Origin of the sequence: Leptospira ilyithenensis, assembly GCF_004771005.1 — a bacterium.
In the GTDB taxonomy this organism is placed as follows: domain Bacteria; phylum Spirochaetota; class Leptospiria; order Leptospirales; family Leptospiraceae; genus Leptospira_A; species Leptospira_A ilyithenensis.
The window spans coordinates 203,557-223,074 of record NZ_RQHV01000061.1; the positions used below are offsets into that span (position 1 = coordinate 203,557).

General features: G+C 40.9%; 32 protein-coding genes and 2 tRNA genes. 31 read left to right on the plus strand and 3 right to left on the minus strand.

The window, feature by feature from the left end:
* From EHS11_RS14175 to rplQ, 27 genes are read left to right on the plus strand one after another with little or no spacing between them, the layout of a single operon-like run.
* Positions 1-306, plus strand: a complete 306-nt coding sequence (locus tag EHS11_RS14175; protein WP_135765058.1) for a 50S ribosomal protein L23 — start codon at positions 1-3, stop codon at positions 304-306.
* A 2-nt stretch (positions 307-308) separates the two neighbouring features.
* Complete coding sequence (rplB, locus tag EHS11_RS14180; protein ID WP_135765059.1) at positions 309-1,145, plus strand: 50S ribosomal protein L2; 837 nt, start codon at positions 309-311, stop codon at positions 1,143-1,145.
* 13 nt (positions 1,146-1,158) lie between these two features.
* The gene (gene rpsS / locus EHS11_RS14185; RefSeq protein ID WP_109019457.1) at positions 1,159-1,437 is read left to right on the plus strand and encodes a 30S ribosomal protein S19; all 279 of its coding nucleotides are present in this window, start codon (positions 1,159-1,161) and stop codon (positions 1,435-1,437) included.
* Between the two features lie 8 nt (positions 1,438-1,445).
* A complete protein-coding gene (gene rplV, locus EHS11_RS14190; RefSeq protein WP_109019458.1) occupies positions 1,446-1,796 on the plus strand; it encodes a 50S ribosomal protein L22 in 351 nt (116 codons plus the stop codon).
* A 3-nt stretch (positions 1,797-1,799) separates the two neighbouring features.
* Entirely contained in the window at positions 1,800-2,480 is a 681-nt protein-coding gene (rpsC, locus tag EHS11_RS14195; RefSeq protein ID WP_135765060.1) for a 30S ribosomal protein S3, read from the plus strand.
* A gap of 22 nt (positions 2,481-2,502) precedes the next feature.
* Positions 2,503-2,916, plus strand: a complete 414-nt coding sequence (rplP, locus tag EHS11_RS14200) for a 50S ribosomal protein L16 (RefSeq protein WP_109019460.1) — start codon at positions 2,503-2,505, stop codon at positions 2,914-2,916.
* A complete protein-coding gene (gene rpmC / locus EHS11_RS14205; protein WP_135765061.1) occupies positions 2,913-3,185 on the plus strand; it encodes a 50S ribosomal protein L29 in 273 nt (90 codons plus the stop codon). The genes rplP and rpmC overlap by 4 nt, the downstream gene beginning before the upstream one ends.
* A 3-nt stretch (positions 3,186-3,188) precedes the next feature.
* Positions 3,189-3,458: a 30S ribosomal protein S17 gene (gene rpsQ / locus EHS11_RS14210; protein ID WP_109019462.1), complete on the plus strand. Its 270-nt coding sequence runs from the start codon at positions 3,189-3,191 to the stop codon at positions 3,456-3,458.
* A complete protein-coding gene (gene rplN, locus EHS11_RS14215; protein ID WP_135765062.1) occupies positions 3,455-3,847 on the plus strand; it encodes a 50S ribosomal protein L14 in 393 nt (130 codons plus the stop codon). Before rpsQ ends, rplN begins: the two co-directional genes overlap by 4 nt.
* A 1-nt stretch (position 3,848) precedes the next feature.
* Positions 3,849-4,232: a 50S ribosomal protein L24 gene (gene rplX, locus EHS11_RS14220; RefSeq protein WP_135765063.1), complete on the plus strand. Its 384-nt coding sequence runs from the start codon at positions 3,849-3,851 to the stop codon at positions 4,230-4,232.
* 2 nt (positions 4,233-4,234) lie between these two features.
* The gene (gene rplE, locus EHS11_RS14225; RefSeq protein ID WP_135765064.1) at positions 4,235-4,786 is read left to right on the plus strand and encodes a 50S ribosomal protein L5; all 552 of its coding nucleotides are present in this window, start codon (positions 4,235-4,237) and stop codon (positions 4,784-4,786) included.
* Between the two features lie 10 nt (positions 4,787-4,796).
* Positions 4,797-4,982 (plus strand): type Z 30S ribosomal protein S14, encoded by a 186-nt coding sequence (locus EHS11_RS14230; protein WP_108973195.1) that lies wholly within the window; start codon positions 4,797-4,799, stop codon positions 4,980-4,982.
* A gap of 22 nt (positions 4,983-5,004) precedes the next feature.
* Entirely contained in the window at positions 5,005-5,403 is a 399-nt protein-coding gene (gene rpsH, locus EHS11_RS14235) for a 30S ribosomal protein S8 (RefSeq protein WP_109019466.1), read from the plus strand.
* A 24-nt stretch (positions 5,404-5,427) separates the two neighbouring features.
* Entirely contained in the window at positions 5,428-5,967 is a 540-nt protein-coding gene (gene rplF, locus EHS11_RS14240) for a 50S ribosomal protein L6 (RefSeq protein ID WP_135765065.1), read from the plus strand.
* 9 nt (positions 5,968-5,976) lie between these two features.
* Positions 5,977-6,345 carry a 50S ribosomal protein L18 gene (gene rplR / locus EHS11_RS14245; RefSeq protein ID WP_109019468.1) on the plus strand — a complete coding sequence of 123 codons (369 nt, stop codon included), beginning with the start codon at positions 5,977-5,979 and terminating at the stop codon, positions 6,343-6,345.
* Between the two features lies 1 nt (position 6,346).
* Positions 6,347-6,853 (plus strand): 30S ribosomal protein S5, encoded by a 507-nt coding sequence (gene rpsE, locus EHS11_RS14250; protein WP_109019469.1) that lies wholly within the window; start codon positions 6,347-6,349, stop codon positions 6,851-6,853.
* Between the two features lie 13 nt (positions 6,854-6,866).
* Positions 6,867-7,046: a 50S ribosomal protein L30 gene (gene rpmD, locus EHS11_RS14255; RefSeq protein WP_109019470.1), complete on the plus strand. Its 180-nt coding sequence runs from the start codon at positions 6,867-6,869 to the stop codon at positions 7,044-7,046.
* Between the two features lie 4 nt (positions 7,047-7,050).
* Positions 7,051-7,590, plus strand: coding sequence for a 50S ribosomal protein L15 (gene rplO / locus EHS11_RS14260; RefSeq protein WP_135765066.1), 540 nt, complete (start codon positions 7,051-7,053; stop codon positions 7,588-7,590).
* Positions 7,591-7,593: 3 nt separating this feature from the next.
* Entirely contained in the window at positions 7,594-8,973 is a 1,380-nt protein-coding gene (gene secY / locus EHS11_RS14265; protein ID WP_135765067.1) for a preprotein translocase subunit SecY, read from the plus strand.
* Positions 8,974-8,975: 2 nt separating this feature from the next.
* The gene (locus EHS11_RS14270; RefSeq protein ID WP_135765068.1) at positions 8,976-9,539 is read left to right on the plus strand and encodes an adenylate kinase; all 564 of its coding nucleotides are present in this window, start codon (positions 8,976-8,978) and stop codon (positions 9,537-9,539) included.
* 10 nt (positions 9,540-9,549) lie between these two features.
* On the plus strand, positions 9,550-9,768 hold the full coding sequence (infA, locus tag EHS11_RS14275) for a translation initiation factor IF-1 (protein WP_012476295.1): 219 nt from the start codon (positions 9,550-9,552) through the stop codon (positions 9,766-9,768).
* 8 nt (positions 9,769-9,776) lie between these two features.
* The gene (rpmJ, locus tag EHS11_RS14280; RefSeq protein WP_002974084.1) at positions 9,777-9,890 is read left to right on the plus strand and encodes a 50S ribosomal protein L36; all 114 of its coding nucleotides are present in this window, start codon (positions 9,777-9,779) and stop codon (positions 9,888-9,890) included.
* Between the two features lie 6 nt (positions 9,891-9,896).
* Complete coding sequence (gene rpsM, locus EHS11_RS14285; protein ID WP_135765069.1) at positions 9,897-10,277, plus strand: 30S ribosomal protein S13; 381 nt, start codon at positions 9,897-9,899, stop codon at positions 10,275-10,277.
* Between the two features lie 11 nt (positions 10,278-10,288).
* Positions 10,289-10,702 (plus strand): 30S ribosomal protein S11, encoded by a 414-nt coding sequence (rpsK, locus tag EHS11_RS14290; protein ID WP_109019475.1) that lies wholly within the window; start codon positions 10,289-10,291, stop codon positions 10,700-10,702.
* Positions 10,703-10,722: 20 nt separating this feature from the next.
* A complete protein-coding gene (gene rpsD / locus EHS11_RS14295) occupies positions 10,723-11,355 on the plus strand; it encodes a 30S ribosomal protein S4 (RefSeq protein ID WP_135765070.1) in 633 nt (210 codons plus the stop codon).
* 32 nt (positions 11,356-11,387) lie between these two features.
* Entirely contained in the window at positions 11,388-12,365 is a 978-nt protein-coding gene (locus EHS11_RS14300; protein ID WP_109019477.1) for a DNA-directed RNA polymerase subunit alpha, read from the plus strand.
* A 1-nt stretch (position 12,366) separates the two neighbouring features.
* On the plus strand, positions 12,367-12,876 hold the full coding sequence (rplQ, locus tag EHS11_RS14305) for a 50S ribosomal protein L17 (RefSeq protein ID WP_135765071.1): 510 nt from the start codon (positions 12,367-12,369) through the stop codon (positions 12,874-12,876).
* A gap of 106 nt (positions 12,877-12,982) precedes the next feature.
* On the opposite strand, the gene EHS11_RS14310 is transcribed toward rplQ, so the two are convergent.
* Positions 12,983-14,998: a 1-acyl-sn-glycerol-3-phosphate acyltransferase gene (locus EHS11_RS14310; RefSeq protein ID WP_135765072.1), complete on the minus strand. Its 2,016-nt coding sequence runs from the start codon at positions 14,996-14,998 to the stop codon at positions 12,983-12,985.
* Positions 14,999-15,118: 120 nt separating this feature from the next.
* Between EHS11_RS14310 and EHS11_RS14315 the strand changes: the two genes are divergently transcribed.
* The 4 genes from EHS11_RS14315 (at position 15,119) to EHS11_RS14330 (ending at position 17,676) form a co-directional block, all read left to right on the plus strand.
* Complete coding sequence (locus tag EHS11_RS14315; protein ID WP_135765073.1) at positions 15,119-16,147, plus strand: ATP phosphoribosyltransferase regulatory subunit; 1,029 nt, start codon at positions 15,119-15,121, stop codon at positions 16,145-16,147.
* Between the two features lie 8 nt (positions 16,148-16,155).
* Positions 16,156-17,430 carry an adenylosuccinate synthase gene (locus tag EHS11_RS14320; RefSeq protein WP_135765074.1) on the plus strand — a complete coding sequence of 425 codons (1,275 nt, stop codon included), beginning with the start codon at positions 16,156-16,158 and terminating at the stop codon, positions 17,428-17,430.
* Between the two features lie 79 nt (positions 17,431-17,509).
* Positions 17,510-17,582 (plus strand) — tRNA-Lys (locus tag EHS11_RS14325).
* A 19-nt stretch (positions 17,583-17,601) separates the two neighbouring features.
* Positions 17,602-17,676 (plus strand) — tRNA-Glu (locus EHS11_RS14330).
* Here the strand turns inward: EHS11_RS14330 and EHS11_RS14335 are convergent.
* Positions 17,655-18,569, minus strand: a complete 915-nt coding sequence (locus EHS11_RS14335) for a TIGR02757 family protein (RefSeq protein WP_135765075.1) — start codon at positions 18,567-18,569, stop codon at positions 17,655-17,657. The genes EHS11_RS14330 and EHS11_RS14335 overlap by 22 nt on opposite strands.
* A complete protein-coding gene (locus EHS11_RS14340) occupies positions 18,535-19,449 on the minus strand; it encodes a hydroxymethylglutaryl-CoA lyase (RefSeq protein WP_135765076.1) in 915 nt (304 codons plus the stop codon). The genes EHS11_RS14335 and EHS11_RS14340 overlap by 35 nt, the downstream gene beginning before the upstream one ends.
* Positions 19,450-19,518 lie beyond the last annotated feature (69 nt).

Here is a 19,518-nt window from a genome sequence, read left to right on the forward strand (position 1 = left end):
GTGAATTTAGAAAATGTAATCCTCTCTCCGGTTGTGACTGAAAAGTCGCAAGATCTTCAAACTATCGGAGAACGTTTAGGAAAAAGAACCGTAAAGTATACTTTTAAAGTTCATTCCGATGCGAACAAGACACTCATCAAACAAGCATTAAAGAAAATGTATGGTGTTGTTCCAAGCGCAGTAAACGTTTCTGTTTTTCGCGGTAAAATGAAAAAGTTTAGAAATATGCCGGCTCCACGACCACATTATAAGAAAGCGGTCGTGACTTTCGCTGATGGCGCAAATTTGGACTTCGCTAAGGTTTAAAAATGGGAATTAGAAAATTAAAACCAACTACCCAGTCTTCACGTTTTTATTCTGTATTAGATTTCAAAGAAATCACAGAAGCGACTCCGCACAAAGCTTTGACACTCAATATCAGCTACAAGGCTGGTAGAGATAACAAAGGTAGAATTGCGGTTCGTAGAAAGGGCGGAAGAAACAAAAGAAAGTTCCGTATTATCGATTTCAAAAGAAACAAAGTCGGAATCCAAGCGACTGTTAAAACAATCGAATACGATCCGAATCGTTCTGCGTTTATCGCACTTGTTTGTTATGCGGATGGAGAATACAGATACATTCTGGCTCCGAACGGTCTCAAAGTAGGGGACAAAGTGATTTCCGGTCCAACAGCGGAAATCAAATTGGGAAACACTCTTCCTTTGGATAAGATCCCTGCAGGAACGAACGTTCATAATATCGAATTACATATCGGAAAAGGCGGTCAGATCGCAAGAACCGCAGGTTCTTTTGCAGTGATTGCTGCGAAAGACGGTGACTATGTAAGTTTAAGACTTCCTTCTTCGGAAGTTCGTAAAATTCGCAAAGAATGTGTAGCAACGATCGGAGAGCTTTCCAACAAAGACCACAACCAGGTCATCATTGGAAAAGCGGGAAGAAATCGTTGGTTAGGAAAACGTCCAAAGGTTCGCGGGGTGGTAATGAACCCGGTGGATCACCCACTCGGTGGTGGGGAAGGTAGAACTTCCGGAGGTCGCCACCCGGTGACTCCTTGGGGTAAACCGACAAAAGGTTTCAAAACTCGTAAAACGAGACCAAGCGAACGTTTCATCGTACAAAGACGTAAGAAAAATAGGAATAGGTAGGATCTAGGATACCATGGCTAGAAGCTTAAAAAAAGGTCCGTTCATAGACGACCACCTCATGAAAAAAATCACTGCACTCAACTCTGAAGGCAAAAAGACTCCTTTCAAGTCTTGGTCTCGCAGAAGTACGATCTATCCTGATATGATCGGGCACACAGTAATGATTCACAATGGAAAGTCATTTGTTCCAGTTTACATCAATGACAATATGATTGGTCATAAACTTGGCGAATTTGCTCCAACCCGTACCTTCCGAGGTCACGGTGGAGACAAGAAAGTAGCGAAGAAATAGGTAAGGAAATGGAAGCTAAAGCAGTCGCAAAACACGTAAGAATTTCAGCCAGAAAAGCAAGGTTAGTTGCTGATGAAATTCGTGGTTATGATTACAAAGAAGCTATTGATATTCTTCGTTTTACCAATAAAGCCGCGAGCCCGATGATTATTAACTTACTCAATTCGGCTGTTGCCAATGCCATTCAAATGAATGAAGGATTGGATCCGGCGAGTCTTTTTGTTAAGAAGATTTACATAGATGACGGTCCTATCATGAAAAGATACAGACCGAGAGCACGAGGACGTGCGTCCAGAATTCGTAAACGTTTAAGCCACATCACTGTGGTAGTTGCAGAGACAGAAAAGAAGGCAAAATAAGATATGGGTCAAAAAGTAAATCCAATCGGACTTCGAATCGGAATCACAAGAAATTGGGATTCCATATGGTATTCTAAACAAGATTATATTAAAAACCTTCACGAAGATATTAAGATTCGTAGATTTCTTTTAAAGAAATTTAAGAATGCTTCTGTCGTGAAAGTTGTAGTAGAAAGATTTCCGGAAAAAATCAACATCAATCTTCATACATCCAAGCCAGGTATGGTGATCGGTCAAAAAGGTCAGAACATCGAAGCAGTGAAACAAGAACTGAAGAAGATGGCTGATAAACCGATCGGCATGAACATCATTGAAGTTAAAAAGCCGGAGATCATTGCTCAGGCAATTGCCGAAACAGTAGCTTTGCAAATCGAACAAAGGATGCCTTTTAGAAGAGTTATGAAGGCTGAACTTAGACGCGCTATGCGAGGTGGAGTAGAGGGTGTAAAAATCCAAATCTCCGGTCGTTTGAATGGTGCGGATATGGCTCGAACTGAAAAATATATGGAAGGCCGGGTTCCACTTCATACACTTCGCGCGAAGATCGATTTCGGTTTCAAAGAAGCCCTTACCACTTTCGGTCAAATCGGTGTGAAAGTATGGACTTATACTGGAGATTTCTTCCCAACTAATAAAGAAGAATCCGAAGAAGACAAATACGCTGTAAAAAGAAGAACAAGTTAAGAACTTTTAAAGAGATACTAAGATGTTAGCACCAAAGCGAGTTAAATTTAGAAAGCGCCAAAGAGGACGCCTGAAAGGTAAGGACGAAAGAGGTTCTTACGTTGCTTTCGGAGAGTATGGTTTAAAAGCAGTTGAGTCGGGCAGAATGACTGCTCGTCAAATTGAAGCTGCAAGGATTACTATCAACCGCCAAGTGAAACGTGGTGGGAAACTCTGGATCAGGATTTTTCCACATTTACCAATCACTAAAAAACCTGCGGAAACTCGTATGGGTAAAGGAAAAGGAAATCCGGAGTTCTGGATTGCTGAAATCCGTCCCGGACGTGTTCTATTTGAAATGGCAGGTATTGATGAAGAAACAGCAAGAAAGGCACTTCACCTGGCATCATTTAAGCTTCCTATGGAGACTGTATTTGTGAAGAGGAACATACTATGAAAGACAACTTTCGTTCCTTATCTGTAGACGAATTAAAAAAAGAAGTACAATCCGCTTCCGAAGAAGTGAGAAAAGCCCGTTTTCAATTTGGGGTTACCAGATCCCTTGAAAACCCAAAGCTGATTCACAACCAAAAGAAGAGAATTGCACAAGCGCTTACTATCCAACGAGAGAAGGAATTAGCGGCGGCGGGAAAACTCAAACAAATCCCACCTAAAGCTGGTAAAGCGGCACCGGTTGCGAAAGCGACCAAGGGCAAGAAGAAGTAGGTTATGGAAGCAAAGAATTTAAAGAAATCTTTAACCATTCAAGGTGTTGTAGTTAGTGATGCGATGGAAAAAACTGTGATCATTGAAGTGATCACTAGAAAAACTCACCCTCGTTTCAAGAAGATTATGACAAGAACTTCACGTGTGAAAATTCACGATGAAAAAAACGAATGTCAAGTAGGGGACAAAGTGATCGCAATTGAAACTCGTCCTCTATCCAAACAGAAACATCACAAACTTTTAAAGGTTGTTGAGAAGGCGAAACTAGTATGATTCAGCAAGAAACTATTTTACAAGTTGCCGATAACTCGGGTGTAAAAAAAGTCATGTGCGTAAAAGTTCTTGGTGGATCTAAGAAACGATACGCTAGTCTCGGCGATGAAATCATTGTCGCTGTAAAAGATGCACAACCTGCTTACGGTCTTCGTGACGGGCAAGGTAAAAAAGTACACAGCAAAGCGGTTCAAAGAGCGGTTGTTGTGCGAACTAAAAAAGAAGTTCGCCGTGCTGACGGAACTTACATCCGTTTTGATGACAACGCAGTTGCCATCATTGATGATAAAGGCAATCCTAAAGGAACTCGTATTTTTGGGCCGGTGGCCCGTGAACTCCGTGATAAGAAATATATGAAAATCATATCACTCGCTCCGGAGGTTTTATAATATGCCAGTAAAATTAGCTTATCGTGGTTCAGAACCTACGAAATTCAAAAAAACTAAAATCAAAAAAGATGATGAAGTTTTGGTTATTTCCGGAAAAGAGAAAGGAAAGAAAGGAAAGGTTCTCGCGGTTGATAAAAGAAAAGACCGTGTTTACATCGAAGGTGTAAACAAGAGACGCCGGTACGTGAGACCGACTCAAGAGAACCCACAAGGTGGGGCGATTGAGATCGAATTTCCGATCCATATTTCCAATGTAATGTTTAGCGATCCTAAGGCTGATAACAAAGCGAAGCCTAAGAAGAAAATTAAGGCTGTACGCCTTGGTTTTTCCAAAAAGGATGGTAAAACGATCCGCGTGACACGTCCGGAAGGTAAAGAAGTATAATTATGGTACCTAGACTTAAACAAAGATACGAAAAGGACATTCGCCCGAATCTGCAAAAGCAGCTCGGTTTTGAAAGTGTGATGCGAGTTCCCAAATTAGAAAAAATTGTGATCAACGTCGGTATGGGTGAAGCTCATACCAATCCGAAAGCAATGGAAGCTTGTCTTGTGGAGATCGGTCAGATTACCGGCCAAAAACCGGTTAAAACTTTTGCTAAAAAGTCAATCGCTGGTTTTAAAGTGAGAGAAGGCATGGTCCTCGGTTGTAAAGTTACTCTTCGTGGAAATTACATGTATGAATTCTTAGACAGATTCATCAACATCGCTCTTCCAAGGGTTCGTGACTTTCGCGGAGTCAATCCGAAAGGATTTGATGGACGTGGTAATTACAACTTATCCGTAAAAGAACAAATCATTTTCCCTGAGATCCATTTTGATAAAATCAATACGATCTATGGAATCAATATCACCTTTGTCACGAACACTGAAGAAGACAAAGAAGCGTACGAATTATTTCACGCCTTCGGTATGCCTTACCGAACGGCAAATAAGTAGGAGGCAGATTATGGCGAAAAAATCGATGATGGAACGCCACGCCAAAAAGCAAAAATTCAAAGTGAGAGAGTATAATCGTTGCCCTCTTTGCGGTCGTTCGCGCGCATATTTGCGCCGCTTTGATATGTGTCGTCTATGCTTCCGTGATTTGGCTAGTAAAGCTCAGATCCCTGGCGTGAAAAAATCCTCCTGGTAGAATATAGGAAAGGTTATTATAAATGAGTCTTTCAGATCCTATAGCAGATATGCTAACCCGCATCAGAAACGCACAACAAGCGAAACACGAGTTGTGTGTGATTCCGGGAAGTAAAATTAAGAAATCCATCCTAGAACTTCTAAAAGAAGAAGGTTTTGTGGATGAGATTCAAACGGTAAAGAACGGTAGTTTTGATGATTTTCAAGTAAAATTGAAATATGATCCGGACAAAAGACCTGTCATTCGTATGATTGAAAGAGTTTCTACCCCAGGTAGAAGAGTCTACATTCAGTCGGAAGAGATTCGTCCGTTCAAAAACAACATTGGAACTCTCATCCTTTCCACTTCGAAAGGAGTGATGACTGGGAAACGTGCGCGCAAACTCAGAGTAGGAGGAGAAGTTCTTTGTAAGGTATTCTAACCTTAGAAAGGATATTGAATCATCATGTCTCGAGTTGGTAAAAGTATTATTAAATTGCCTGCAAAGGTAGAAGTAAAAGCAGAATCAAATTTTATTACCGTAAAAGGCCCATTAGGTGAGCTGAAATCACCTCTTTATGAAGGCGTAGTTGCGAAAGTGGAAAATGGTGAACTGGTTTTTACACGAACAAGTGAAGACCAAAAGACAGTTTCATTGCACGGGCTTGTAAGATCTCTTGCGATGAATAATGTCAAAGGTGTAACCACCGGTTGGGAAAAAAACCTTGAGATCACTGGGGTCGGTTACCGAGCTCAGAAGAAAGGTAAAGATTTAGTGATGAGCTTGGGTTATTCTCATGAAGTGGTTTTCCCCGAGCCTGAAGGTATCAAAATCGATGTTGCTGATCAGTTGAAAATTAAAATTTCAGGAATTGATCGTCAATTAGTTGGCCAAGTTGCCGCTGATATTCGTTCTAAAAGACCACCGGAGCCTTACAAAGGTAAGGGTGTGAAATACAGCAATGAATACATCCGTAGAAAAGCTGGAAAAACTGGTAAGAAGTAGTAAATCGTTATGATTAACAAGACAGCAAAATACATTAAAAGAGAAAGACGGGCAGAAAGAGTACGTTATAAACTGCAAGCAAACTCTGGTCGTCCTCGTTTGGTTTTTAATAAATCCAATCGTTATCTGACTGCTCAAGTGATTGATGACACGAAAGGTGTTACGGTTGCTTTTGTTACTACACAAAGTAAGGATTTTCCGAAACATGAAAATTCTAAAAAGAGCAAAGCCGCAGCAGTGCAATTGGGAAAACTGATCGCAGAAAAAGCTAAAACCGCCGGAGTTTCCCAGGTAGTTTTGGATCGTTCTGGTATGGTTTACCATGGCCGTATCGCTGCCTTCGCAGATTCCGCTCGTGAAGGTGGTTTGGAGTTCTAATATGATCCTAGAAGAAGAAACAAAAGAATTTACTGAGAAAGTAGTAAAGATCGACCGTGTTGCAAAAGTAGTAAAAGGGGGACGTCGTTTCTCCTTCAACGCACTTTCTGTAGTAGGGGATTCCAAAGGAAAAGTAGGAATCGGATTTGGAAAAGCTAACGAAGTTCCGGATGCGATCCGCAAATCCATCGAATCAGCTAAAAAGAATTTAAAATCCATTCATTACATCGGACATACCGTTCCGCACGATGCGATCGGAAGTTTTAAATCAGCACGAGTGATTTTAAAGCCTGCGACTCCGGGAACCGGGATCATTGCCGGAGCATCCGTTCGTTCCGTATTGGAAAGAGCGGGAATCCAAGATGTTCTTACAAAGTCCTGGGGATCCTCAAATCCGATGAACATTGTTAAGGCGACGATGGATGCACTCCAACAATTGGAAACTCCTTCTATGGCGGTAAAACGCCGTGGTGTGAGCCTTAAACACTTGTTCGGTCAAGATCTATAAAGGAAAGATTGATATGGAAGAAGTATTGGTAACCCAAGAAAAAAGTTCTATCGGTATCATTCCGATGCACAAAAAAACTTTGATTGCTCTCGGTCTTAAGAAAAAAGGCCAAACTAGAAAGCACAAAGTAACTCCTCAATTGAAGGGAATGCTTCGTCAGGTAGGATACCTACTGAAAGTAGATAAGGTATAATTGAATGGCTCAAACAGAAAAAATTGAACAAGGAAGAGGATTTGGCAAAAAAAGAGCCAAAAAATCCACTTCTTTAGGAAATAAAAACCTAATCCCGATCCCTAAAGGTGCTAAGACCTCTAAGAAAAGAGTAGGTCAAGGTCCTGGTTCCGGACTTGGTAAAACATCTGCTCGTGGTTCGAAAGGACAAAGAGCTCGTGCGTCCTCTATGAAAAGAGGGTTTGAAGGTGGTCAGATGCCACTTCACAAACGTTTGCCGAAACGCGGATTTACAAATATTTTCAAAGAAGAATTCCAACCGGTCAATCTGCTTGCTCTAACAAAAGCTGGTCTTTCCGGTGAAGTGACTCCTGCTGCTCTAAAAGCGAAAAATTTGATCAAAAGCGAAACTGATCTGATCAAAGTTCTTGGAACGGGAGAAATCACTGCGGCGATCACAATCACTGCTGATGGCTTTTCAGAATCTGCGAAAGCAAAGATTGAAAAAGCAGGTGGAAAAGTTGTGATTCGTGAAAAGAAAAAAGAAGAGAAGAAAAAAGCATAACCAATGTTTCAAACAATAGCAAACATCTTTAGAATTCCTGAACTACGCTCCAAGATTTTTTTTACAATCGGTATGTTATTACTTTTCAGGATGGGAACTCATGTTTCCATTCCTGGAATTAATAGTTTGATCGTTACAGGAATTACAGCAGATCCAAGCGAAGGTTTTCTTGGGATGGTGGATTTGTTTGCGGGTGGTGCTCTTCTCAAATTTTCTATTTTCGCCTTAGGGATTATGCCTTATATTTCTTCTTCCATCATTATGCAACTAGTGATGGTTCTCATTCCTTCTTTGCAAAAGATGCAAAAGGAAGGAGAAGAAGGAAGAAAGAAGATCCAACAGTATACTAAGTACGGAACTTTGATTCTATGTGCGGTTCAATCCCTTGCAGTGATTCAACTTGCAAATTCCTGGTCCACAGGATCGGGAAATTCTCCTGCAAAATACCCTGGTCTCATTAACCCTTCGGTAGAAGCGTATTTTTTGCCTTTGGCGATGCTTTCCATTACAACCGGAACGGTATTACTGATTTGGTTAGGTGAACAAATTACTGAGCGTGGAATTGGTAACGGAATTTCTCTTATCATTTTTGCAGGTATCATCGGCCGTATGCCGGAAGCATTGATTTCTATGTTTACTTCCGATACTTCGGACGCACTTTCCGTATTGATTCTTTTGATTATTTTTATCTTACTCATTGCTCTTACAGTCATCCTTACACAAGGAGTGAGACGAGTTCCGTTGAACTACGGAAAACAAATGGTAGGAAGAAAGATGGTTCAGGCACGTAGCCAGTCCATTCCTTTCAAAGTGAATAGCGCAAACGTAATGCCTATCATCTTTGCATCTTCTTTGATCTTATTTCCCCAAACCATCATTCAATGGTTATCGTCTAAGGGCGGTCAATGGGCTGGCTGGGCAGTGATTATGGATTTTTTCAACCCGTTCTCTCAAATCTGGTATCACGCACTATTCTATTTTATCATTTATACATCTCTCATAATTTTCTTCGCTTATTTCTATACTGCCATTCAGTTCAACCCACAAGAGTTAGCTGACAATTTAAAGAAATACGGCGGGTTTATTCCCGGTGTTCGTCCAGGTTCACAAACAAAAGAAATGATTGAAAAGATATTAAATCGGATCACTCTACCCGGCGCGTTATTTCTCGCGGGTCTTGCTCTTGCTCCCTATTTGATTATCAAATTTCTCAACCTAGGTTCAAACACAGGTGGTGGAACTCTTGTATATACTTTTGGGGGAACTTCGCTTCTCATTATGGTGGGTGTGGCTCTGGAAACATTGAAACAAATTGAAGCCCAACTTCTTATGAGAAATTATGAAGGATTCATGAAAAAGACCAAGATTAAGGGTAGGGCATAGTAATGAAGAGACTCATCTTTATGGGACCTCCAGGAGCTGGAAAAGGTACCCAAGCAGATATCGTTAAAGAAAAATTTAAAATTCCCCAAATCTCCACTGGTGATATTCTTAGAAGTGCTGTAAAAAATGGTACTGCTATGGGTGTAGAAGCAAAAAAATATATGGACGCGGGAGACCTCGTTCCGGATGCTGTCGTTATAGGCATAATCCGGGATCGTTTGGTCGAACCTGATTGTGCGAATGGATTCATACTGGATGGATTTCCTAGGACGGTGGAGCAAGCAAAGGCTCTCTCGGAAATCCTCAAAGAGCTTCATATGGAGCTCGACTCCGTTGTCAACCTAGACGTTCCCGATGAAGAGTTGGTGAAACGGTTGCTAGGTAGAGCGATCAAAGAAGGACGCTCGGATGACAACGAAGAGACCATCAAAAACCGTCTGCATACTTACAACACAAAGACTCTGCCCCTGATCGATTTTTACAAGGGAACAGGTATCCTTCGGCAGATCAATGGCTTGGGAAGTATGGAACAAATCACCGATTCTATTTTAAAATCGATTCAATAGGAGAATCACCCTGGCAAAGGAAGAAGCAATAACCATTGATGGAACCGTTTTGGAACCACTACCGAACGCTATGTTTCGTGTAGAGTTGGAAAATGGTCACAAGGTATTAGCGCATATCTCTGGTAAGATGAGAATGCACTATATTCGGATTCTTCCAGGTGATAAAGTTACAGTGGAACTTTCTCCGTATGATTTAACGAAAGGCCGAATTACCTACAGAAAGAAATAGGAAAGAAAATGAAAGTTAGAGCATCAGTTAAAAAAATCTGTCCTGAGTGCAAAGTCATTCGCAGAAAAGGTGTGATCCGAGTGATTTGCACAAACCCTAAACACAAACAAAGGCAACGATAAGAATATATGGCACGTATCTCCGGTGTTGATTTACCATCAAACAAAAGAATTGTGATCGGTCTCACTTATGTCTTCGGAATAGGTAAGACGTCTTCTCAAGAGATCCTGAAAAAAGCTGGGATCGATGAAAGCATTAGAGTGAAAGATCTAACGGACGAACATGAAGCTGCGATCCGTCGGGTCATTGAAGAAGGATACCAAGTAGAAGGGGATCTTCGTTCTGAAGTGAATCTAAACATCAAACGTTTGATGGATGTTGGTTGTTATAGAGGTCTTCGTCACAGAAGAGGACTTCCAGTGAATGGGCAAAGAACCCGCACAAATGCTCGTACCAGAAAAGGTATTAAAAAGACAGTGGCGAATAAGAAAAAAGCCCCAGGTAAATAGAGGAATCATTCATGGCTGAGAAAGAAGCAAAAGGCAAAAAAGATACCAAGAAAGTTAAAAAAAAGGAAAAGAAAAACGTTCCGAGAGGAAAGGTTTACATTCAAGCTTCCTTTAACAATACCATCGTATCGATTACAGATATGGCGGGGAATGTTCTTTCCTGGTCTTCTTCCGGAATGATGGGATTCCGTGGTTCTAAAAAATCCACCCCTTATGCGGCACAAATTGCTGCTACAAGTGCGGCAGAGAAAGCAATTGAAGCTGCCGGACTTTCCGAAGTAGACGTTATGGTTTCAGGTCCTGGTATCGGAAGAGAATCTGCGATTCGTTCCCTTACTACAAAGGGATTACTCATTAAATTGATAAAAGATGTTACCCCTCTTCCACACAATGGATGCCGTCCACGTAAGAGAAGAAGAGTTTAGTTAGGGGATAAGGAAAACATATGGCACGTTATAGAGGACCAGTTGTAAAGTTAATGAGAAGAGAGGGTTTAAACCTCTTTCTTAAAAACAGTCATACTCTTCACAAAGAGAAATCATCATTAGAAAAAAGAAAATACCCACCGGGTTTACCTCCTAAGAAAAAAGGAAAGATAACTGAATACGGTGCGCAGCTTCGTGAGAAACAAAAAGTAAAAAGAGCGTATGGAGTTTTAGAAAAACAATTCCGTCGTTATTTTGAAGAAGCATCTCATACTCCAGGGATTCCTGGAGAGAACTTACTCCAATTCTTGGAAAGAAGGTTGGACAATGTTCTATACCGCATGGGTTATGCGGTAACAAGAAGACAAGCGCGTAACTTTGTCGCTCACAGACATGTTATCGTAAATGGAATTCGTGTAGATATTCCTTCTTACAGAGTGAATATTGGCGATAAGGTTGAAATTCGAGAAAAATTTCAAAAATCCAGTTTCATTGAAGAAAATATCAGATTGGCGCAAGCGATCAACAGAACCGCATCTTGGGTATCGGTTGATTACGCACAATTTTCCGGGGAAATTTTATCTCTTCCAACAAGAGATCATATCGATATCCCAGTGAAAGAACAGGTAATCGTAGAGTTGTACTCTAAGTAAGCTAACGGAATCTAGAGAAGAAGGATACGACATTGTCCCCAAAGAATTTACTAAAAGGTTTTAAAAGACCAAAAAAAATCGAATTCACTACTGATGTGAATACTCCTAATTATGGTAAGTTTGTAGCCGAGCCTTTCGAAAGAGGGATCGGTACAACCATAGGGAATTCTTTAAGAAGAACTCTTATGTCTTCGATCGAGGGAGCGGCTATTTCCGCGATCCGAATCGAAGGTGTGACGCACGAGTTCGCTTATATTGAGGGAGTTGCGGAAGACGTGACTCGTATCATCCTCAACCTCAAACAAGTTCGTATCAAATACGAGCCTGAGGACAAAGAAGCAAGCAAAGTCATTCATATCGAATTGAAAGGTGCGGGTTATTTCCGTGCCGGGGATTTGGCGATTGATTCTTCCATAGAAATCATGAATCCTGATCTTCATATCGCTACTTTGAATGAAGACGCAAACCTTATCCTTGATTTGGAAATCCAAAGAGGAAGAGGGTATGTTCCTGCAGAAGACAAAAAGAAAGATATCGAAGTTTTGGGAACGATTCCTATCGACTCTATCTTTTCACCGATTCAAAAAGTTCTTTTTGAAGTGTCTGAGACTCGTGTAGCGCAAAGATCCGATTATGAAAAATTAACTTTAGAAGTTTGGACAGACGGTTCCGTATCTCCCGAAGATGCGGTAGCTCAAGCTGCAAAAATTCTAAAAGACCATTTAACCGTATTCATCAACTTCGAAGAAGAAATCGAAGAAGAAGAAGAAGAGTTAGATGAAGCAGACGAAAAATTAAAAGCATCCCTTTCTAAACATGTGGAAGAATTGGAATTGTCTGTTCGCGCAACAAACGTTTTACGAAGCCTTGAAATTGATTTCATCGGCGAGCTTGTAAAACGTAGCGAAGAGGAAATGACAAAATCCAAACATTTTAGTGAACAAAGTTTGCAAGAATTAAAGATCAAACTACAATCGCTTGGTTTGTCTTTCGGAATGAGAGATTTTTAAAATGAGAAAACGTAATAAAGTAAGCCAACTAAATAGATCAGCGGATCATAGAAAAGCTATGATTCAAAATATGGTAATCTCTCTCTTTCGTTATGAAAGAATTGAGTCTTCAGTAGCAAAATTGAAAGTTGCTCGTTCTTATGCAGAGAGAATGATTTCTCGTGCAAAAAGAAATTTAGATTCTGCTTTGGGAACTCTTGATGAGAAACAAAAAGCGGAGAAAATCCTGCATAACACTCGTTATCTCTACAGTCATCTAGGTAGTCAAGAGATCGTGAGCAAACTTCTTACCGACCTTTCCAACCGATACGCAACTCGTTTGGGGGGATATACTAGAATTGTTCGCCTTGTGAATCGTCAGTCTGACAATACAGAAATGGCAATTTTAGAGTTAGTTGAACGTAAAACTGCTGATGAATTGAAAGAAGAAAGAGTAGCTAAACGTGCAAAGGCGGCAGCTCCGAAAGCAAAAGCAGATGCAAAACCTAAAAAGGAAAAGAAAACTAAATAAGATTTAAATCTTTATTTGATTCCTTTCTAAAAAGTCCGCTTTATGGCGGACTTTTTTTTCTTACCACTTAACAGCGTAGTCAATAAATTTCGGATTCGAACCACTGTTACAATCTCGCAAGTTGCAACTGGAGGTGTTCTGCGATTTTATCAAAATCCTCATTTTGAATCACTGCTTTATAGGAGGAGGCGACGATAGGATGTTTCCTCTCATCCAAATGAATCAGGTTTGGTAAAACCTTTAAGCCGTAAAAACCATTGGTGATTTTTTCCGGTCTGGTTCCATGGGCAAGATCGTATCCGTATTTTCTGTCTCTTGTGTCCGATCCGAAACAAGCTAACATAAAATCTGTCATTCCTGAGAGTCCGTTGAAAGTGGCTTGGTCGCCACCAAGAGTCACTCCGATGGATACCATTTCATTGAAAAAACGATTTGAAAGATGGAATAAAGTATTGTCTACGTTCCCACCTAATTCTCGTTTGAAGTAACCTTCCACAAGCCCCATTGCTACGGCGTAGATTGTTTTTAAGGCACCGCCCAACTGAACCCCTTTTGTATCGTGGGGATTGATGGCTGGCCTTGTAAAAACATAGCTGGTATTGAAAAGTAACTGTATCTTTTCGATCAGGGCATCGCTCGAAGCCGAAACTTCGAATCCGGAAATTTTTCTTTCCATAATCTGATCCGGATAACATGCTCCCGATACAACAGCCAATCTATCTCTTTCAATTCCCAACAAATCAGTCAGGTCTTCCAAGATGAGTCCTTTTTTCGAACCGGTGAATCCTTTGATCACGTTGGCAATGGGTGATTTATTGTTTTGAAGATACGGTTTGATCTTTGGGAAAATAGAATCGAATTCCCAAGGGTTCGTTCCCTGAACGAAAAGAGTTGCTTTTTCGAAAACGGACGGATCATCCGAAAAATCTATGTTTGGCGGCAGTTTGTAAATCGGGTAGTGGATGATATCTCTTTTTTCCTCATTACTTTGTTTTACAAATTCCGAATTCGGATCATAGATTGTAACTTTTACGTTTTTGTTGGCAAGTACGCAAGCAACCGCCACGGACATATTGGATGAACCGATGATCACAATGTTTTCTTCCGGTGTCTTCGGTAGGCTGATCAGTGAATTTGATTTTCCGCTTCCTTTGTATAAGTTCCGATATGTTCCATGTTTGTGTTTGTTTAAATTGGAACCGACGAGAAGCGCGAGATTGTCAATGATGAACTGTTTTTTGTCACCTACACCCGGAAATTGAATTTGTTCGATGTGTTTCGGAAAATGTTCCATTTCCTTTTTTGTAAGTTCACCAACTAACACCGGCTTTCCGATTACCAGTTTTCCTACAGCCTGATTGAATAATAAACCTTCAATAGGTAGGATTTTATCAGTGCCTTCCAGTGAGATGGGAAGGATTATTTGGTTTGCCACATAATGGTATACCGTATCTACAAATGGCATCAGTCTTCCGTCTCTGGAACGGGTCCCTTCCGGGAAGATGGAGATGATTTTCCCTTCCGATTTGAGTTTTTGAGAATGGCGGAAGGCGCGCATATTGATTTTGGTCATCACGTCCGATAGGGAAGGATTGTCAGCCATATCCTTTTTGGAACATACGAGAAGGGTTCCAAACATATAGAGACCAAGTCGGGTGAAGTCTGGTTCGAAAGCAAGACGCCCTGCGATGAAAACCAGGGATTCGGCGATTTTTCTACCTTCTTCTCCCGTGTTGTAAAGAAGGGTAAAAATGGCCGGGGCATCGAGATGGCTCAGGTGGTTGGAAATGAGCGTGACAGGGAACTTTCCAATCACTCCGTTCAATAATTTTAGGTTTTCGACTCCTTCTACGGTAAACTTTTTCATGATCGGATCCAGAAATTTCAGCATAAAATCTCTGGGTTCCTTTTTGATGTCAGTGTAGACTCCGATTTCCTCCAATCTGTCCGGTTCCTGGAAAATCTCCATCACCTGAGGCTTTGGAGTCGCTTGGGAAAGAACTAAAAATTCTTCTAAGATGGATTTTGCTTCCGCTTGCGAAAGGCCGGATTTCATAAATAAGTGAATATTTTCAAAAAATTCTTTGTGCCATCGCCCCAATGTGGCTTCTTTTTCTGTCATGTTTGCCCCTAAACCGACATTAATGTAACGAAAGATATTGATTTGTCTATCCGATTTTTACAAGTGATTGCATAAATCATGTATTTCTCTAATCTGTCTTCTTGGGCATAGTTCCCAATCATGAATTCAGCAAAAAAATCAAAACTTGCAGAAAGAAGATGGATTCCGGACGGATTCCATTTTTTAGGACCGGAAGAAACAAAGAATAGAAGAGTTCTACTCGCAGGACTCATGCAAATATTCGAAAATAATAATTATTCCGAAATTACTTTACCCTCTTTTGATTATTCATCCTCCTTTCATTCTCATCTGGGAGCTTCCGAATCCGCCTCTATTTTGCGCGCTCGCGATTGGGACGGATATGAACTTTCTCCTAGCGTGGATCTCACCTTGCAGGTGGTAAAGGGCATGGCTGCCCGTTCCCATTGGGAAGAGAATCAGAACGTATATTACGTAGGTCGTAAGATCCGAGATCATAAAAAAAGAAATGCTTCCAGAAGGGAGATCCTCCAAATCGGAGGGGAGTCCATCGGAAACAGCAGCATTCAAAACATCATCTCTCAAATTCAAATTTTAGAAAAACTTTGGTCATTCACTGCCGGAAAAGAAGCTGTTAGTTTCGCTTTAGGTCATGCAGGGTTACTATCTCTTGTCACTGAGATTTTGAGTTGGGAAGAAGAATGGGAAGAAATAACAGCTCAGCTATTATTTACAAAAAATCATACGGAACTCATCAACTTGGCGAGTCGTAAGAATACAGATCCCCATTCCATTGAAATTTTGAAAATATTTTTAAAGCCTGTCCCTTTTTCCGGGTTTGAAGAGTTCAAAAAAACAATTTTATCCTTTGATTTTCCTTCGGATCAAAAAAGGAAAGCGGAGGATTATCTTAAAGAAGTCTCCTCTTTAATTACGGAATGGCAAAAAGCAAGTGTTAGCTTTTTTGGGGTCTGGGACCCGGCATTGATTCGGGATGTAAATTACTATACCGGAATTGTTTTTCAAGGATATAGGGAAGGTCATTCGGAACCGGTATTTGCCGGGGGAGTTTATGACGGGCTTTATGAAACTTATACCGAATTGAAAAAAGAGGCCTGCGGCTTCGCATTACATATAGATCCAATAGAAGAAGTATTTTCGCAAAGGTAAGGTAGATTATGCCCGCAAATTTAGTGGTCGGTGCCCAATGGGGCGATGAAGGGAAAGCAAAGGTAATAGATTATCTATCAAAAGATACTGATATCATTGTACGTTATCAAGGTGGCGCTAACGCGGGTCATACGGTTGTCGTCGGTGGAAAAAAATATGTTTTTCACTTGGTTCCTTCCGGAATTATTTATGATAACACAGTTTGTGTGATTGGTAACGGGGTTGTGCTTGATCCCGATTATTTTTTACAAGAATGCGCTGAATTGGAAAAAAGTGGATTTAGAGTTTCTGAAAAAATTCTAATCAGCGATTCCTGCCATATTTTACTTCCTTATCATAGAATGATCGATGAAGCAAGAGAGCTTGGTTCCAGTCCGGAAAGAAAGATTGGTACTACAAAAAAGGGAATAGGTATGTGTTATGCGGACAAAATGCTCCGTATGGGCCTTCGCGCCGGAGATCTTCTCGATAAAGAAGGACTCAAGAAAAAATTAGAACATATTCTTGATGTAAAAAACCAGGAATTGGTAAAATACTACGATTTGGAACCGGTTCGTTTTGATGAAATTTATCCTAATTTGCTCCATTTCGCGGAAAGGATGGGTAAAAATATAATCAATACCATCTATTATCTCAATTCCGAATTGGAAAAAGGGAAACGAATTCTTTTGGAAGGAGCGCAAGGGACCGGACTTGATATTGATTTCGGAACCTATCCTTACGTAACAAGCTCCAATCCCACAACGGGCGGGGCATTGGCAGGTTCGGGGGTGAATTTTCGTCACCTAAAAGATGTTATTGGGATCACCAAAGCCTATGCTACCAGAGTGGGGGAAGGGCCTTTTCCTTCCGAGATCTTGGGAGAGGCAGGGGATGTGCTTCGTAAGCTCGGTGGAGAATACGGTTCTACAACGGGCAGGCCCAGACGTTGCGGTTGGTTTGATGTAGAAATGATCAAACATTCCATTACTGTAAACGGAATCAATTCTTTGGTTCTTACGAAGATCGACGTATTATCTCATTATGAGTCTATTCCGGTTGTGATCGGCTATGAGTTAAAAGGCAAAAGATTGGATCATTTTCCATCCCAAGGACTGGAAGACGTTAAACCGGTGTTTGCTGACTTTAAAGGCTGGAAGGATGATATTTCCGGGATTTGTGATTTTGCCAAATTACCACCAACTTGCCAGAGTTATATTAACAAACTGCAGGAACTGGTGGGAACAAAAATAGGTATTGTTTCTACAGGGCCAGATCGAGAACACACGATTATAATGAAATAAATTCTTTTGGGATTTCGATTATTTTATGTAGTATTGATTGACCGAGTACCCTATGCGATTATTCTTGGCAACAGAGCACGAGTCGTTAGCTCAGCTGGTAGAGCAATTCCCTTTTAAGGAATGGGTCCGGGGTTCGAATCCCCGACGACTCACAAGTTTTAGTCCTGTAATGGTGCCATCGTCTAATGGTTAGGACACAAGGTTTTCATCCTTGCAATCGGGGTTCAATTCCCCGTGGCACTACCAATCTTACAAACCTTTCTGATTTTACACCCTGAGCATATGGATTCTATCTTTACTCCTTTGCATTTTTGAATCATCCCGATTCGGGTCAGGTAAAAATCATACAAGAGAGGATCTTCCGGATTTAGATTTTTAAAAAAATTCCGAACATCAATTGCTTCTTTCATCCCGAATGTTTTTCTTTCCGAAATCCCCAGAATCTTAATCAGTCTTTGGATATGCACATCCAAAGGAAAGGGGAGTTCATTTGCACGGATGATCTTGTAGATTGCAAAGTCAGGAAATTGCGATCTTACCATCCAACGAAGAAACAAACAGATTCTTTTTTTTGCAGATACGGAATTCGGTTCGCCGATTAAAAATTTCAGTCCGCTTGCGATCTTATTTGTTTTGTTAAGGGAAATTACCTCGTTCTGCAACGTCTCTTGGAACCGGGCGATCCCGGGTATCGGATCAAATCTGTTTTCCGAATCTAAAAAGTATCCTTCTAAAATTCCGGAATCCATGTCTCTGTTAGATGGTTTAAATTTATGGATTAACTTTGCGATGGCTCTAAGAAAGTTCCGGTTGTCTTCTTTTGTTTGGAATCTGTAATATCCCATTTTCCTGATGCAATCTTCGAAATAGGAATCTTCCCGGTCTATGGAGTCGTAAGGATGCGGACCCAGATTTTCAAACAAGGGAGTTAAAAACTGTTTGATCGCCTTTACGTTGCCATATGCATACAAAGCGGAGAAGAGGGAGATGATTTCTTTGTCCTTCGCATCTTTGTATCCGTGAGCAAAGATAATGGGATCGGTAGAGAGATACTTTATATCACTGTATTCCCGGATTGCTTCGTCTAGAGAGGATTTTAATTCCTTAGGAAGATTCTTTTGCTTTGGATTTGGCAACATAGGTTCTGGAAAGAAGAGGACGGTTTAATGCTTTTTCCATAAGTGAAGATGCATTTACAAGCGCATCCAAATCGACTCCTGTATGATAACCTTCTCTTTCCAGGAAATAAACCAGATCTTCCGTCGCTAAATTTCCCGAAGCTCCTTTGGCATAAGGGCATCCTCCTAGTCCCCCCGCGGAGGAATCGAAAGATCTAAGTCCCATATTCAAAGATTGTTTTACATTGGAAATCGCCATTCCGTAAGTATCATGAAAATGGCCAGCCAACAGGCGTGACGGAATTTCTTTTAAGAGAACGTTTAAAAGGGATTCTACTTCGCTAGGGACGGCAACTCCGATGGTTTCTCCGAGAGAAATTTCGTAAACACCTGCATCCAAAAGTTTTTTTGCTACGGTAAGAGTTTTGTCAGGAGAAATTTTTCCTTCGTAAGGACATGCGATGACAGTGGAAATATAACCCCTTACTTTCACATTGTCTTCTTTGGCTCTTTGGAAGATTTCCAGGAAAGCAGTGATCGACTCATCTATCGTCTTATTTATATTTTTTTTTGTAAAAGATTCGGAGGAAGCCGTGAATACCGCCACCTCTTTGAATCCGAGTGAGACCGCTTTTTCGTAACCTTTGATATTGGGAGTGAGGCAGGATAACTGAATCTCAGGGTCAATCGGATTTCCACCAAATATTAGTTTGGTGAGTTCTTCCGCATCTCCCATTTGGGGAACCCATTCTTTTTTTACGAAAGAAGTGGCTTCAATATGTTGCAGGCCCGTCTTTGCCAATGCTTGGATAAATTCAAATTTGGCGTCTGTGGGAACGATCGCCTTTTCATTCTGAAGTCCGTCTCGCGGACCAACTTCTGTGATTTTTACGAAATTCACTTGCCTTTAGACCTTTCTCTGTAACATCTTTCTTTGGGAAACAAAACGCAATAGTTTTTCGTATCAAAA

Coding starts and splice junctions, on each gene's coding strand:
- EHS11_RS14270 (WP_135765068.1), top strand. CDS start 8,976: ATGAAGAGACTCATCTTTATGGGACCTCCAGGAGCTGGAAAAGGTACC.
- rpsS (WP_109019457.1), top strand. CDS start 1,159: ATGGCTAGAAGCTTAAAAAAAGGTCCGTTCATAGACGACCACCTCATG.
- rplB (WP_135765059.1), top strand. CDS start 309: ATGGGAATTAGAAAATTAAAACCAACTACCCAGTCTTCACGTTTTTAT.
- EHS11_RS14335 (WP_135765075.1), bottom strand. CDS start 18,569: ATGTTGCCAAATCCAAAGCAAAAGAATCTTCCTAAGGAATTAAAATCC.
- rplO (WP_135765066.1), top strand. CDS start 7,051: ATGGCTCAAACAGAAAAAATTGAACAAGGAAGAGGATTTGGCAAAAAA.
- rpmD (WP_109019470.1), top strand. CDS start 6,867: ATGGAAGAAGTATTGGTAACCCAAGAAAAAAGTTCTATCGGTATCATT.
- EHS11_RS14230 (WP_108973195.1), top strand. CDS start 4,797: ATGGCGAAAAAATCGATGATGGAACGCCACGCCAAAAAGCAAAAATTC.
- secY (WP_135765067.1), top strand. CDS start 7,594: ATGTTTCAAACAATAGCAAACATCTTTAGAATTCCTGAACTACGCTCC.
- rplX (WP_135765063.1), top strand. CDS start 3,849: ATGCCAGTAAAATTAGCTTATCGTGGTTCAGAACCTACGAAATTCAAA.
- rplV (WP_109019458.1), top strand. CDS start 1,446: ATGGAAGCTAAAGCAGTCGCAAAACACGTAAGAATTTCAGCCAGAAAA.
- rplP (WP_109019460.1), top strand. CDS start 2,503: ATGTTAGCACCAAAGCGAGTTAAATTTAGAAAGCGCCAAAGAGGACGC.
- rplR (WP_109019468.1), top strand. CDS start 5,977: ATGATTAACAAGACAGCAAAATACATTAAAAGAGAAAGACGGGCAGAA.
- rpsM (WP_135765069.1), top strand. CDS start 9,897: ATGGCACGTATCTCCGGTGTTGATTTACCATCAAACAAAAGAATTGTG.
- rplN (WP_135765062.1), top strand. CDS start 3,455: ATGATTCAGCAAGAAACTATTTTACAAGTTGCCGATAACTCGGGTGTA.
- rpmC (WP_135765061.1), top strand. CDS start 2,913: ATGAAAGACAACTTTCGTTCCTTATCTGTAGACGAATTAAAAAAAGAA.
- rpsD (WP_135765070.1), top strand. CDS start 10,723: ATGGCACGTTATAGAGGACCAGTTGTAAAGTTAATGAGAAGAGAGGGT.
- EHS11_RS14315 (WP_135765073.1), top strand. CDS start 15,119: ATGAATTCAGCAAAAAAATCAAAACTTGCAGAAAGAAGATGGATTCCG.
- rpsC (WP_135765060.1), top strand. CDS start 1,800: ATGGGTCAAAAAGTAAATCCAATCGGACTTCGAATCGGAATCACAAGA.
- rpsH (WP_109019466.1), top strand. CDS start 5,005: ATGAGTCTTTCAGATCCTATAGCAGATATGCTAACCCGCATCAGAAAC.
- rplF (WP_135765065.1), top strand. CDS start 5,428: ATGTCTCGAGTTGGTAAAAGTATTATTAAATTGCCTGCAAAGGTAGAA.
- EHS11_RS14310 (WP_135765072.1), bottom strand. CDS start 14,998: ATGACAGAAAAAGAAGCCACATTGGGGCGATGGCACAAAGAATTTTTT.
- rplE (WP_135765064.1), top strand. CDS start 4,235: ATGGTACCTAGACTTAAACAAAGATACGAAAAGGACATTCGCCCGAAT.
- rpsK (WP_109019475.1), top strand. CDS start 10,289: ATGGCTGAGAAAGAAGCAAAAGGCAAAAAAGATACCAAGAAAGTTAAA.
- rplQ (WP_135765071.1), top strand. CDS start 12,367: ATGAGAAAACGTAATAAAGTAAGCCAACTAAATAGATCAGCGGATCAT.
- rpmJ (WP_002974084.1), top strand. CDS start 9,777: ATGAAAGTTAGAGCATCAGTTAAAAAAATCTGTCCTGAGTGCAAAGTC.
- rpsE (WP_109019469.1), top strand. CDS start 6,347: ATGATCCTAGAAGAAGAAACAAAAGAATTTACTGAGAAAGTAGTAAAG.
- EHS11_RS14320 (WP_135765074.1), top strand. CDS start 16,156: ATGCCCGCAAATTTAGTGGTCGGTGCCCAATGGGGCGATGAAGGGAAA.
- rpsQ (WP_109019462.1), top strand. CDS start 3,189: ATGGAAGCAAAGAATTTAAAGAAATCTTTAACCATTCAAGGTGTTGTA.